General features: G+C 37.5%; 12 protein-coding genes. 7 read left to right on the top strand and 5 right to left on the bottom strand.

Annotation, left to right across the window (positions count from 1 at the left end):
* On the bottom strand, positions 1 to 2042 hold a 2042-nt coding region (locus tag ACYVC2_RS13580), incomplete at its 3' end, for a hypothetical protein (protein WP_461102977.1).
* 101 nt (positions 2043 to 2143) lie between these two features.
* Positions 2144 to 3229 (bottom strand): replication initiation protein, encoded by a 1086-nt coding sequence (locus ACYVC2_RS13575; RefSeq protein WP_461102976.1) that lies wholly within the window; start codon positions 3227 to 3229, stop codon positions 2144 to 2146.
* A gap of 469 nt (positions 3230 to 3698) precedes the next feature.
* Here ACYVC2_RS13575 and ACYVC2_RS13570 point away from each other — a divergent pair, with 469 nt between their 5' ends.
* The 4 genes from ACYVC2_RS13570 (at position 3699) to ACYVC2_RS13555 (ending at position 6635) form a co-directional block, all read left to right on the top strand.
* Positions 3699 to 4151 (top strand): hypothetical protein, encoded by a 453-nt coding sequence (locus tag ACYVC2_RS13570; RefSeq protein WP_461102975.1) that lies wholly within the window; start codon positions 3699 to 3701, stop codon positions 4149 to 4151.
* A 270-nt stretch (positions 4152 to 4421) separates the two neighbouring features.
* Complete coding sequence (locus ACYVC2_RS13565) at positions 4422 to 4910, top strand: BfmA/BtgA family mobilization protein (RefSeq protein ID WP_461102974.1); 489 nt, start codon at positions 4422 to 4424, stop codon at positions 4908 to 4910.
* Positions 4911 to 4923: 13 nt separating this feature from the next.
* Positions 4924 to 5874: a DUF5712 family protein gene (locus ACYVC2_RS13560; RefSeq protein WP_461102973.1), complete on the top strand. Its 951-nt coding sequence runs from the start codon at positions 4924 to 4926 to the stop codon at positions 5872 to 5874.
* 218 nt (positions 5875 to 6092) lie between these two features.
* A complete protein-coding gene (locus tag ACYVC2_RS13555; RefSeq protein ID WP_461102972.1) occupies positions 6093 to 6635 on the top strand; it encodes a hypothetical protein in 543 nt (180 codons plus the stop codon).
* Positions 6636 to 6794: 159 nt separating this feature from the next.
* On the opposite strand, the gene ACYVC2_RS13550 is transcribed toward ACYVC2_RS13555, so the two are convergent.
* Both ACYVC2_RS13550 and ACYVC2_RS13545 read right to left on the bottom strand, forming a co-directional pair.
* A complete protein-coding gene (locus tag ACYVC2_RS13550; RefSeq protein WP_461102971.1) occupies positions 6795 to 8306 on the bottom strand; it encodes a restriction endonuclease subunit S domain-containing protein in 1512 nt (503 codons plus the stop codon).
* A 5-nt stretch (positions 8307 to 8311) separates the two neighbouring features.
* Positions 8312 to 10117 (bottom strand): N-6 DNA methylase, encoded by a 1806-nt coding sequence (locus ACYVC2_RS13545; RefSeq protein WP_461102970.1) that lies wholly within the window; start codon positions 10115 to 10117, stop codon positions 8312 to 8314.
* 133 nt (positions 10118 to 10250) lie between these two features.
* Here ACYVC2_RS13545 and ACYVC2_RS13540 point away from each other — a divergent pair, with 133 nt between their 5' ends.
* The 3 genes from ACYVC2_RS13540 to ACYVC2_RS13530 all read left to right on the top strand — a co-directional run bounded on the left by ACYVC2_RS13540 (position 10251) and on the right by ACYVC2_RS13530 (position 12617).
* Positions 10251 to 10901 carry an AAA family ATPase gene (locus ACYVC2_RS13540; RefSeq protein ID WP_461102969.1) on the top strand — a complete coding sequence of 217 codons (651 nt, stop codon included), beginning with the start codon at positions 10251 to 10253 and terminating at the stop codon, positions 10899 to 10901.
* Positions 10902 to 10906: 5 nt separating this feature from the next.
* Positions 10907 to 11230, top strand: a complete 324-nt coding sequence (locus ACYVC2_RS13535) for a hypothetical protein (RefSeq protein ID WP_461102968.1) — start codon at positions 10907 to 10909, stop codon at positions 11228 to 11230.
* 160 nt (positions 11231 to 11390) lie between these two features.
* On the top strand, positions 11391 to 12617 hold the full coding sequence (locus tag ACYVC2_RS13530; RefSeq protein ID WP_461102967.1) for a hypothetical protein: 1227 nt from the start codon (positions 11391 to 11393) through the stop codon (positions 12615 to 12617).
* A 383-nt stretch (positions 12618 to 13000) separates the two neighbouring features.
* Here the strand turns inward: ACYVC2_RS13530 and ACYVC2_RS13525 are convergent, their stop codons facing one another.
* The gene (locus tag ACYVC2_RS13525) at positions 13001 to 13318 is read right to left on the bottom strand and encodes a hypothetical protein (protein ID WP_461102966.1); all 318 of its coding nucleotides are present in this window, start codon (positions 13316 to 13318) and stop codon (positions 13001 to 13003) included.
* Positions 13319 to 13470: the final 152 nt, after the last annotated feature.

The raw sequence follows: 13470 nt of genomic DNA, 5'->3' as shown, positions 1-13470 counted from the left end.
TGAGAAGTATTTTTCAACATTTCTGCATTAAAATTGCTGGGAGTACCATTCTTATTTATGGATACAACTAGTTGGTTATTCAATCTGTTAGCTAATGGAATAGGGTTACTCATCGTATAGTCGTAAATGCCTATTTCTGAGCTTATAATAGCTAGATTACTTAATAATAAAGGATCTTTATTATTTAAATAAGATTTGTATTTATTTGCAAAAATTATGGTTTTATCATACCACCAATTTGCTTTTCTTGATTCAGAATTTATAATAGCGAATTTTGGATTATTTGAAAAATTAATCAATATGTCGCATAAAAAACGTCTTTTGAAAACAGAAAAATCTGATTTGATTTTGGTTTTAGCTTGTTCAATTTCTGATGTATTTGGATCTTTATAAAAAGCATTATCAATAAGCTTTTCTACTTCGTTTGAAAATGAATTGTACTCTTCTGGGAAATTTATTTTTTGTGAGGTAAAAGAATTTATTATATAGTTGACATAAGCATCATTTATATTTAAGGAAGAAAATCTAATATTGTTGTTCTTAAGATTTTGTAGTGAATTCACTAAATGAATCCAATTGATAATATATTGTGTTCCTAGTCGTTGTTGTTCTACAATATTGCCACTTTTTTCGAATCCCAAATACTTAAGAAAGTTTGATTCATCTCTTTGTATTATATTTTGTAGCAAATCATTGAACTTAAAATTTTGATTAAAATTTGACGATTTTGTTAATAATGAATCCTTGATATATAAGTTATCAAAGTCTGGTACAGAAACTTGACTAATATCGACTTCATAATTTTGTAGAATTTTTGTTACATCATTTTTACTAAGGGGATGCGACTTGAAATTTTTGAGAATATTATATGCAAAAATATCTAGTGGATATGTTATTGCAGTGTCTTTTCTCGAGCTTATGGAATAATAACATAGATAAGCTGCAATAGCATCGCCTTCTTTGTCCTTGTAAGCATTCTGAGTGAATAGAGCATTAATTATATAGAATTCAGGATCACTTTTATCCGATTTATTAAATAGGATTTCAAAGTTCCTCATTTTTAAAGCAATTTCGTCTGAAGTGTTATCATTAAATACGGCAACTTTAGGACGATAAGCTAAGTCCTTTAATAATGAATATTTAAAGTTTAAATATTCAGAGTTCCCATTTGTTTGATCTAGTTCAGATAGTAAATAAGCATTGTAACTTGCTTCTTTGTAATTATATATTGAACTAGCATCGCTCACTTTTTTTAGATAAGTTTCTTTTAATTCATTATATTCAGGATTAATCCAAGTGGTTGTTATTGGATTAAAAAAGCTCACTATTAATATTGCAACCAAAACTATGAAGCTAAATAATCTTATTCTACTCGAGATTCTTTCTTTATCAGCTATGTTGTTTTTACTATTAGACTCAGCAATGATACGTAAAATATAGTACACCAATAGAACTATTAGTACTAGTTGAATAACGCCTTTAACAACTCTCCATGAGGCAGCAGTAAATATAAATGAGGTACTTGTTAATCCAGTGGTAAACTGCCCAACTCTAAATTCTAATGATTCATCTAATGCATTAATATCTTCTTTTATCTTTTCGTCAGCTAGCAAAATAGATGAGTTAAAGATTTCGTTTATCTGATTTTCACGCGCCGTTAGTATGTCATTCAGTTGGTCTTCACGTGCTGTTATTATGTTACTTAGTTGGTCTTCGCGTGCTGTTAGTATTTCGTTAAGCTGATCCTCTCGTTTTGTTAATATATCATTCAAATGATCTTCTTTTGTGAGTATTATATTATCAAACTGTTTTAATCTGTCATCTAAACTTTTATCTAGTAGTGCTATACTTCTTTGATTCGCACCTTCATATTTATCAATTGCTGGACTGAACGAATTTCCTACTAATCCCCCGCTGGCATCACCGTGAAGGACATTACTTACAAACTTTTTTCCACCATTCCATATCTTACCAATAATACCTCCTGTAGAAATTGTTAATACAGCAATAGTAAACAACATTACTAATATGCGTGCTTTCATAGTAGATGTAACTATATGACCCACAGGCAATTAATATAATATTTAGCTTATAAGCTAACCGGAGTATTGTTGTATTTATCGTACGGTAGTTTTGAACTAACTTACGGTCGAAGAGCAGCTTGAATTTCTTGTTTCATTTTTTCTTGAGCAGCCTTGCCCATCCTGACGAACACCGCGTTACAGTACTTCACCCGATCGTTTATGCGTTCGTCAGTGTTTTCTTTCAGCTGCCAGTCGTACAATAGCTTATTGGCCGCTTTAGTACCTACATCTTCTAAATAAAGGGCTATATTTTTGTCTGTCACCTTCCAAGCTCGCAGGCCCGACACCACTCTAGACACGACAGCGTTTTGTAACCAAAACTCTGGTATTTTGCCGTCCTGCTTACGTTTAAGCGTGAATTTAAAACCGGTTATTCTCTTACGACCCCGCGTCATACGTTCGGTTTCGTAAACCGGCTCATAGTTAAAAGCCAAGTTCGTACCGGCCAATTCCTCTAATGGCTCCGTCATGGTGAACCGAATCAGATCACGAGTATCTGGGTATTTCATTCTGGGGGCTCCGTCCTTGTTCCGCTTTACCCTGCCCCTTTTGTCTTTTTCCTCTGCACAGTCCATGAGTTGACGGTACTGCTCGACCGTTGGACACCACACGCCGGTATCTTTAAAGGCCGATAGTATTTCAAAGAAACGCATCGAGTACCAGCTTTTGAGACCCATGTAATTATTTATCTGATAGGTCGAGTAGTGAGCGATTTGAATAAAATAAGGTTCCAACTGTGGGTTTAGTAGCACCGTAATAATGCCGTCTTTGTAGCCTATCGCTTTTTCTTTGGTCGTGTCTAGGAGATGACGGATATACCATTCTGACCCGTCCAAACTTTCAAATTCCCATGCTGCCGCAGTCAGTTCACGTAAGGCCCCCTGAACCTCTTTGTAAGCGGTCTCTTTGGTGATTCCGGCATCGGTGATGATGTCCACGATACGGAACTGATAGTAAGACCTCAGTTTAAAATCATCGTCGCGTATCTGGTCAATGACGCGGGCCATGATTCGTTTGGCCGTAACACTCATACGACCTTGCCGAGCAAAGGTTACATTCCAGTGCTGTTTAATGATGTCCTTATGTTTCGGCTCATAGGTCAGGCCGAGCGGTAACACTAGCTGCGTACTACGTTTATCTTCCATACTTACAAATTCAATATTGCGCTCTTCTACTAGGGCGCAATCCGAAGATATAAGGAAAAAACAGAGATATAAAATAGTACTCTGAAAAAACTGGGGTATTTCTCGGTTTATTACTAACCTAAGTGGGGGTATTTCTCGGTTTATTACTAACCTAAGTGGGGGTATTTCTCGGTTTATTCGTATTCACTCCTTATATAATATTTAACTATAAAGTAAGATTTCCTACTATTTAGTTGTGATGCCGCGCGTTGCTAAAAAGCCTGTGGATAAACTGAAAAAACTAAAAATATATCGAACTGAAAGGAGAGAAAAACGAAAAACAAAAAGGAGCGCGCGTTTACTAAAAAGGGGAAGAGGCCCGCAACTATATTTTTAGTTACCCAGCACATACCCATACCTTAGACTTACTGAATATACTTTTAGTAGATTGCAATGAATCACCACATCTTTATATATAATAAAAGAACATATGGTAGAACAGTACCTTAGTCAGGCGTTAGAGAAATTGGTCAAAGATGATCCGGAATTACTCGAACGAAACGTAAATGAGCGTTCTATGACGCATAAGCTCGCAGAGTATTTACAGCCTTATTTCAAGGATATGCATGTGGATTGCGAATACAATCGTGATGAATATGATCCTAAGGAATTAGATTTTCCAAAAGACGATGGTGTACAAAAAGACATTGCTGACACTGAGGCGATTACAATCTATCCAGATATAATAGTGCATCGTCGGGGTGTTAGTACTCATAACTTACTTGTCATTGAAGTTAAGAAGTCCAATAACCTTACAAAGGACAAAGTGGATTTTGATAAAAGTAAATTGAGAGAGTGCCGAGATCAACTCCACTATCAAAACGCAGCTTTCGTTGTACTTAAGGTTGGAAGCAATATAGGGTACACAGTTGAATGGGTCTAAGCAAAGAATATTTTCATTGCAGATTTATTGTTGACGCGCACGAAAGTTGCCCTCCTACGGAGTGCGGCGTAATACGGTCTTGTAAAAGAGCGAGCGGGAACAGTATTTTGCTACGCTGCATACTGTTCTTCCGCCCGCCCTACGGGGTTAAGAATCTGTATATCAATAGTGTATAAATGTAAGGTGTATATAGTATTCCGTATTATGTCCGTAATAGTTGCTTAACTAGCTATCTATCAATATACTTGTTACGGATAAATGTACGGAACGATGACCAGACGATATAAAAGCGTTGATATTGCCCCCGAATTTTACGAAGACTTCACTCGGCTTGCCGACCAATACGGCTTAACCAACAAAGCTCTATTAGAAGCTATGATCAGCTATTTCAAAGCTACCAAAGCGGACCCCAGGGACGCCAAAGCCGATAATCCCACCGATGCCATCAAGGCCCTGGATAAACGGTTAATCTCATTTATCCGACAGCAAGAAAAGCAAATCCTTAAGCCCATGCATGACAACATGGCGGCTTTGCACAATAACACGCAAGCCGATATGCAAACCATCAATAAGTTTATGAAGCTGGTGGCCGAAATCTTGGATGAGCGCTTACTACGAGACATCCGGCTTTCGAACATTCGGGCCATTGGGGGCGCTATCCGGCCGGATCTGTTGAATGATAATTTTAAGCGGGTCTATGAAACGGTCAAGGATTTGAAGCCAGGTGAAGTCCCACCCACTAACCCTAGACAACCTTAATTCCCTTTCCAATATGGTAGCTAAAATTACCGGCGGTAGTGCCGGCACTTGTCGGGGTCTGGCCGACTACTTAGAAAAGGAAGTGCAAGGCCAGTGGTTTAGTCAGGGCCGTTCGCAGGTGCTGGCGTCGGAGGTGGTGTTTAGCATTGACGAGAACAAGAAGAATTTAGGCAAGCAGGAGGATAAGTATTATCAGGTCATCTTGAGTCCGAGCCAATCGGAATTAAATCACATCGGTAATGATAAAGCCAAATTAGAAGCCTATACTCGTTCCGCAATGAATGAGTACGCTAAAAACTTTGGAAAGGGAATAGAAAGCCAAGATCTAGTCTGGTTTGCCAAGATCGAGCAAGGTCGAACCTACTCACACCAAGACCGATCTGTACAAACTGGTGATGTCGTACGAGGCCAAGAGAAAGAAGGCCCACAAACTCATGTGCATATCATTGTGAGCCGGACAGAAAATCTAACCCGTTACCAGGAGCGGAAAAAAACCGGTGAGCTGGATAGGAAGAATCCACTAAAGTTGAGCCCGGCTACTCATCACCGCAACACTAACCAGGGTGCAGTTAAGGGAGGATTTGACCGTACGGCCTTCAAACAGGCCGCTGAGCAAACGTTCGATCGTCAGTTCAACTATGAGCGGCCTTTAGCGGAAACGTTTCACTATGCGAACGTAATGGACAAAGGCAGTGAGGTCGAGCGGTTGGCCATGCGCCAGGCTGTACAAGAGCAGGAGCGGAATTTTTCCCAACGTCAGCAGCAAGGCAAGCAAGTGGAACAGACACTCACTCAGTCGGTAGCTGAACAAAACACGCTACGGCCACAGATCGAACACCATCCAACCGAGACAGTACGCCCAAAGCTTTCCGACCGAGAGGAGCTAATCAAGACCTTGTTAGAACGGATAGATAAACCACAACAGAATCAGCAGAGATTAAGCCGAGGGGGGCTTAGCCTGTAGTAGATACGCGTTTATTGCGGTACCAACAATCCTACAGCGTCGAGCACTGATTCACATCTTAATAAAGTTGTTGGTGCCTTTCGAGGCCAAATATCGGGCTGTAACGCCATTTTTAGTCTCTGTTGGCAGCTATTATATTGTGTACGAAAATTTTATTGTAATTATTATGTGTGAATGTGTTATAATATAATTTCTTTGTGTACCTTTGTGGTAAATAAATGAAAACGAAAATGGCACTAGACAAAGAAATGATTATCAAAGAATCAGCGGCAATCCATCGATTTTTCGATCATATGCGCTCCCGTGTCTTATCTGTATCAGCAATTGAGCACTTTGCTGAAGCACCTAAAAACACACTCCTTAATTTGTTGACGACTGAACGACCCATACCCGCCAACCACATTGTTAATTTGGTTCATGTACTGGAGAAGTTCGGTTATCAAGCACAGTGGGATTGGAGTTCATTAGGTTCGCAGCACAACGCTAACTCGCTGATTACGGACCCAGATAAAAAACATAATCAAGAAGGCATCTACTTTTATTACAACTACCCGAATCGTAAAGTGACGCTTCACAAAGGACGATGTTCGTTCTGTAATGGAGGAAAAGGAGCACAAACAACCAAACTTGGGGAAGCTAATGGGGCATGGCAGGGCCCCTTCGACACCTACCAGAGCGCTCTGGCCGAAGCTCAAGTAATTGCCCAAAAACTAAACACATCACCCACGACTTGTAGACGGTGCAACCCTCAAAACGAATAAAATAGGGTTAATTAGAAAAGTACAACGTTCGGCGACTTTGATGAAGTTAGCGAAGCGTTGTACTTTTTTGAGATTGTTGTATAAGGTATCTTATGTTAAGAAACTTTTCCTAGAAACATAACCTGTCCCTTCACTTCTGTCTTCCTGGGAAAATATAATTTAAAACTCGGGAACAGGTACATTATTTCTTATTAATGAGGGGTTGATTACAGATTGTGAAAGAAATTTTATTCTATCTCTCGAATTAACTCGACTTGTGACAACGTCCTTAATGACATCAGTCAGTCTTTCTTTTAAGTCTCTATCATTAGGTATAGGAATGAATACTTCATCAATTCTATTACCAATAGTGTCTATCACATCTCGAGTAAACTGCTTAGTACGAATCTGTCTTTTTACGATGTATGAGTTAATTAAAGCCAAAAACAAATAAGGGCTGATAAACTCGGTATCAATGATTCTTATCTTGTATAGGCCACCGCAAAACAAACTCTTTTCATCAGCCTCGGTAATAATGCAGGATGAACCTACTAGATACGTACCATCTCTAACTAAAAGAATATCGTTGACTTTTACATCTTGTTTGTCTTTATACTGAAGATATATTTCTTCCGAAATACCTTGCTTAGGTTGATGATTTATCTCCCAGTTAGAAAAATCAGAAGTTCTTATAAAAGGGATATTACCAGTACCGTAAGCCATTTTGCCTATTTCATCACCGGTATGATATTCTATAATATTTTTCTCCTTTAAGTCTTTAAAGGAGAAAACTGAACAGTTTTCACGTAGCTGCTCTATTTCCTCGTCTACGGTAGGATCATAATACTTTGGTAGGTATATATCTTTTATTATAGCATCAGATTTATACGTAAATGCTTCAAATTCGCCAAATTCTTTAGTTACTGTCTCTGAACAAAGCTCTTTTGATAACTCACTATCTGATAATGACAGAAATTTATTGATTGGATCAACCGTACCTTTGATTAGTGATTCCTCCAATATTAATGAAGCATTTTTGATGAACGCTTTTCCTTTAACCCTCTGTTTAAGAGCGATTTGTGTTTCCTCAACTAAATACTTGTTTACTTCATCGTCTAAAGGGAATGGTAATATAAGTTCAAAAAATCTTTTTCCGATTGTATCTATTATATCCGCAGTAAACTGAAAAGATCTAATTTGTTTCTGAACTATTTCTGAATTTAATAATAAAAAAATTATTGCGGGGTCGAATCTCTTCTTATCAAGAGTTCTAAGCTTATATATATGAGATTGAAACAACAATTCATTATCTATGTTAGTAATGAAACAATTATTGCCAATCAGGTACGTTCCATCCTTTACGAATAATATGTCTCCTTCTTGTACATCCTGTCCAGTTACAAATTCATCGTATATATTTCTAGAAACTCCTTGTTTAGGAGCCGCTTTAATTTCCCAGTTTGCAATATCAGAAGTTCTGACAAACGGAATATCGCCAGTCCCATAAGCGTTTTTCCCTATTTCGTCACCAGTTGTACAATACAAGATTCCATCATTAATTAATTGCTTAATTGAAAGGCAATCGTGAGTATCACTGAGCTTATTTAATCCCTCAGTAATTTCTGGGTTGTAAAACTTAGGAATGTAAGTTTTATCTATAATTTGTTCGGAATTTATCCAGTAAGTAACCATGGATGCTACTTTGATTTGTGAAATAGTGGAGCAACTGAGGGGATTTCATCTAAGAGAATCCTTTGACCAAGATCGTTTACCCTATAAGTCGGATTACCTCGGCTGTCATGACCACACCATTTTACATCGCACATAAATATGTTATGGGGAGCGGTTGAAGTAACGTCCTTTTTCTCTAGAATAACTACGCAAGTTTTTGCGTGTGTATGAGGCTGAAACAGATCCTCAGGCAAAGTGATTATACCTAAGATCTTTGCTCGTTGAGTTATATAGTTCACAACGTAGCGATACTTGGGCATACCAAATATACTTTCTAGAAGCACTATTCCCATTTTCCCATTAGGAGCTAGTAAATCCAAACACCTCTCAATGAATAGAATTTGTGGGGGTTGCTTGTCTTGGACAGCGGACTTATCAAACTCACCTTCCTCGTTTTCTTTCCAAGTATGACCAAGATCATACTTTCTTAGGACAGATTCAGATTCAATAGCTAACTTTTTACCAAATGGAGGATTTGTTATAACTAAGTCGAAGCCCCCTAAGTGGACATTAGCTTGAGTGTCTCTGTGCCAGTGAGAAGGAGCTTCAAGAGAGTTTTCACAATAAACTCCTCCCCTACCATCACCTAGAATGGCCATGTATGCTTTGGCCACTTTGCTTAAGAAGTTATCCTTATCAATACCTCGAAAATTTTTGATGGCTACCTTTTGTTTCTCAGCGAATATTTCATGATCTGGCCAGCCTAGATCACGTCCTTTCTCTTCAACCTTTTTCCATACGTGTCTCAGCGCCTCAACTAAAAAACCACCGCTACCACAAGCGGGGTCTATTATTCTATCTTCGGTCGTCGGATCAAGAATATCTACAACCATCTTCACTACGTTCCGAGGTGTGAAGAATTGTCCTTGTGGACCTTTAAGGGAGGGACCAATAAAAATTTCAAATGCCTCAGCAACCGCGTCTCTATCAGCTTCTACTAAACAATAATTCTGTAACTCACCTACTACATACACTATTGATTTTTCGTCTAGCGTAATTGAGTCGGCAATTTCAATAACATCATTATATTGTTTTTTTACCTTCTCGAATAACCCTTTTACTCTTTCAAATACTTTGTTATGCTCTTCGGCAACACCAGCCCTAAACGTTATAACATCGTCCGGCTTAGTGAATCTCTCGTCATATATTTTACAGAAAATAAGATTTATCAGCTGTTGAGCAAAAACCTCGTCCCTTGTTATGCCTACCGCATTAGCTGCTAGATAATTACGAATGGTTTTGAATGTGCTTTTTAAGTTGGTAGCCACCCTGAGGTCTTTCCTTTTAAAAAGACCTATATCTTCGACTCTTTGACCATAACGGGGTATACTTGGAACCTCCTCGAATTGGATTTTCCCATCTTTCTCCGTCTTCTTCAGGTATAATTTTTGTGAGCCGTTAAACCAGACGCCCAACTGAGCTTTAGAAAAGCGCAGATAGTCTTCTAACTGATCTCTACCATCTTTTCGATCTTTCTTTTTACACTCAACTATGATCGATACTGTGTCTTCATTCTTATCAGTATCTGAAAACACTGCAATATCTACAGGATATTCTTTCTTTCTGTCAGAAGGGCGACTCTTTACTCTCCATTGCGGTCTTGTCTGGATTTGACTTTTAGGATAACTAAAATCTTCTACAAGTATTCTCGAGAAGACCTGTACAGCTTCTCTTTCTTCAGGTGTTTCTTTGACAGGTAGACCTGATATATAATCGAGTATGTAACCCTCTTTTGTTTCTTCACTCTCTAGGACTTCTGCTTCTTGCGACATAACCATGGCATTTTCCCAAAACTAACTAAACTTACAATATATTAATGAGGGAATATTAATTTGGTGTAAAATTACACCTACTTTTAGGTTATTTTCTGCACCTTGGTTTGAACCTATTTATTAACGTAACTGCATGATTTTCACGATAGGAGGCATTAAGGGAGGTACGGGTAAAACAACTATATCAACAAACTTAGCTGTGTGGTTGTCTCAGCGGGGAACAGATGTTTTATTAGTTGATGCTGATGAGCAAGAGAGCGCGAGTGATTTTACAGCTTGGCGTGAGGAGACCAGAAAAGGCCAGTTAGGTTATACACTTGTGCAGCTTAATGGTCCAACTGTTCGCCGACAGATAGAACAGTTACGACCTAAATATGATCACATTGTTATTGATACCGGAGGACGTGACACAGCTAGCCAACGGGCCGCGCTCTTTGTCTCTGACATATACTTAATTCCATTTGCTCCTCGCAGTTACGAGATTTGGACGCTCTCTAAAGTACAAGCCTTATTAAGCGAGATTCAGGGGAGCCGATCTAACCCACTAAAGGTTTATTCTTTCCTGAACAAAGCTGATACACGTGGAGCCGATAACAATGAAGCTACAGAGGTTTTGCGAGACAACGAGGAATTGAATTTTGTAGACTATGCGGTCATCAATCGTAAAGCGTTCGCTACTGCGGCTAGCAAAGGGTTATCAGTTTTTGAAATGATCCCCACTGATGAAAAAGCAGTTGCTGAAGTAGAAGCACTATTTAGCCATGTTACAGGCATTAAAAAATAAATACTATGGCAGTATCACCACCACCTAAGAAAACAACGCCCGCCAAACCTGACGAGCAACAGAAGGACAAACGGCAGGAAAAGAAAATAGAGGAAATTATAAACCGGGGTAGTACAACGGTTACTCAAGCCGAGCCGCAGCAGGAGCGAATCAAGAATTTTAATATTAAGATCATGTCTAGCCAGCTTACTGCAATTGATGAATTACGGGCTAAACGGCCCCGTAAACCAACCAGCCCAAAACTTGCTGTCTCCCTTCAAGACTGGATACTTGAAGCGATTGAAGAGAAGATAGAAAGTGAGAGAATAAAATATAATACAGGTTTATAATCACACCCATTTTTACACCTAAAAATGGGTGTGATTATAAACCTGTATGAAATATTGTAAATGATTGATAATCAAAGCTACTTTTAATTAAATGTTTTAGTAGGGTATAAAGTATAGTTTGTCGAATGTACTTCTAAAATCGTCTTACGGCCTTCAAGTCATGGATTATCCTATCGTTAAAGCTCCTGATGAACTAATTAAAATAGTAAAATGGAATCCATTGTTAGAAAACCAACCTGTAAAACCAGAGCCACCACAAAAAGACGTTCTTCCTGATAATGCTCAACTTCCACCAAAACCCATAGAGCCAATTCTAGAAGAAAATAACGTATGGTTCTCTAGTATATTTCTAACGTTGTTAGGCCTTTATTTTGTCCATCTTAGCGATAAGACAGACAAAGATTTTTATGGAGCAATTGCAATGATAATATTTATCTTGACTGTTATACGCGCTATCAGAACTTTCCAAAAAAACGAATACGCAAAAGATAAATTTAAATCATATACCAATGAGTACTCCAGGCTATTAAAGGAATGGAAACTAAATTGTGATAATATAAATAAGGAACACGAATATAAATTAAAACAAGCAGATTTGGATTATCAAAAAAAAGTTAAAAAATATAATACTATTATCCTTAAAGATTATGAAGAAAAACAAGAGCAATTTAATACATATCTGACCACTGACGAAGCATATAAAGAAAGAAGAGAATCGAAACTAAGTACTCTTATAAATTACTTGTCAATCAATGTAAAAGATGGAATATTTTACGATTTTAATTTGTCGCCAAGGCGTGGGGTTTCAGAATATGCTTTCTGTGAGTATTTACAAGAAAACTGGAAAGAAATAGATGATGAAAAATATTTTACTCTCAAGTCATTTGCCTTGAACCGAGCAATTGATGGCTCTAAGTATCGGCCTGACATAACATTTGAGCTCCTTATAGGCGGTAAGTATATAGAAAGCAAAAAAGATTTTTTCATAAAAGATGTAAGTATTTATATTGATATTGAGATTGATGAACCATATGTAGGTTTAACGGGCCAGCCTATTCATTATATCGATTGTAATGATGACATCCGTGATAATTTTTTTATAAAAAATGGTTGGATAGTAGTAAGGTTTACAGAGGAACAAGTTGTTAAGACACCTGATCTCTGTCTTAGTTTCTTGCGTGGAATTATCCTTGAGTGCCTAAGTTATAGTAAGACGCAATCCTTGAAGTTTCCTAATTCACTTGCCTCTAAAATATTATTAATAACAGAGACAAGGTCTAAGCAATGGACTAAAGATGAAGCTCATGAAATGGCTTTTAAAAGATATAGAAATACTTATTTAAGTAAAGCATTTATAGAACATTTATCGACGGGAATCCGAGATTAAGAAAGTATGTTTATGGTTTATAATCATAGTTAAGAAGTTGGGTAGATTTACCGTTTTGCACAGGAGTTAACACTTGGACGATACTAACTGTCAATTATGATGCTGTCCTAAAATCTATAAAACATGTTACATGAATAATATTTCATAAAAATTTGCTCAGACAATCAACTACTTACGGTATAATTTATAATAGTAGGTTCAATTAAAAGATAGTACAAAACCATTTTACGCCATAACTACTCTCAAAAATCGGTCTCTTTCAAAGGTGCTCTTCGATCTGCGACGGTTTATGTTACCTTTCTTTAACGTACTCGATAGGAGCAGCTGCGAGTTAATTCAGTTATTTTAGGTAAAGCTTTTAGCATAAACTGGTTTTATTATCGTTATTGGCAGGCATTACTTGGATAAACACTAGCGCATTTGTCCGAATCACCTTCAGACCCTTCTTGATAAGCTGCACACATAGCATCTTTGGCTTCCGACTCTGTATTAAAAGTTCTTCCAAGAAGATTATTACCTATTATCGGCCTAGTCGTATTATCTTGAACTCTACATTCTCCTCTTGTTGATGATCTAACAACAATCCATTTGCCTGGTGAAGAACTGGTTGTATTTATTGTATCAGATGCGAACTTCTTCACTTTATCACAAGAGCCATTTAAAAAAATCAGACTTAAGTAAAGAACTAGATTGTTTTTCATGATTATAAAAATTTAAGGTTTGAGTTTAATATATTATCACTTATGATTTGAGAAGTATTTTTCAACATTTCTGCATTAAAATTGCTGGGAGTACCATTCTTATTTATGGATACAACTAGTTGGTTATTCAATCTGTTAGCTAATGGAATAGG

The organism is Spirosoma koreense, from assembly GCF_054777875.1.
The sequence above is the reverse complement of the archived record's forward strand: the minus strand, read 5'-3'. Positions and strand labels throughout refer to the sequence as shown.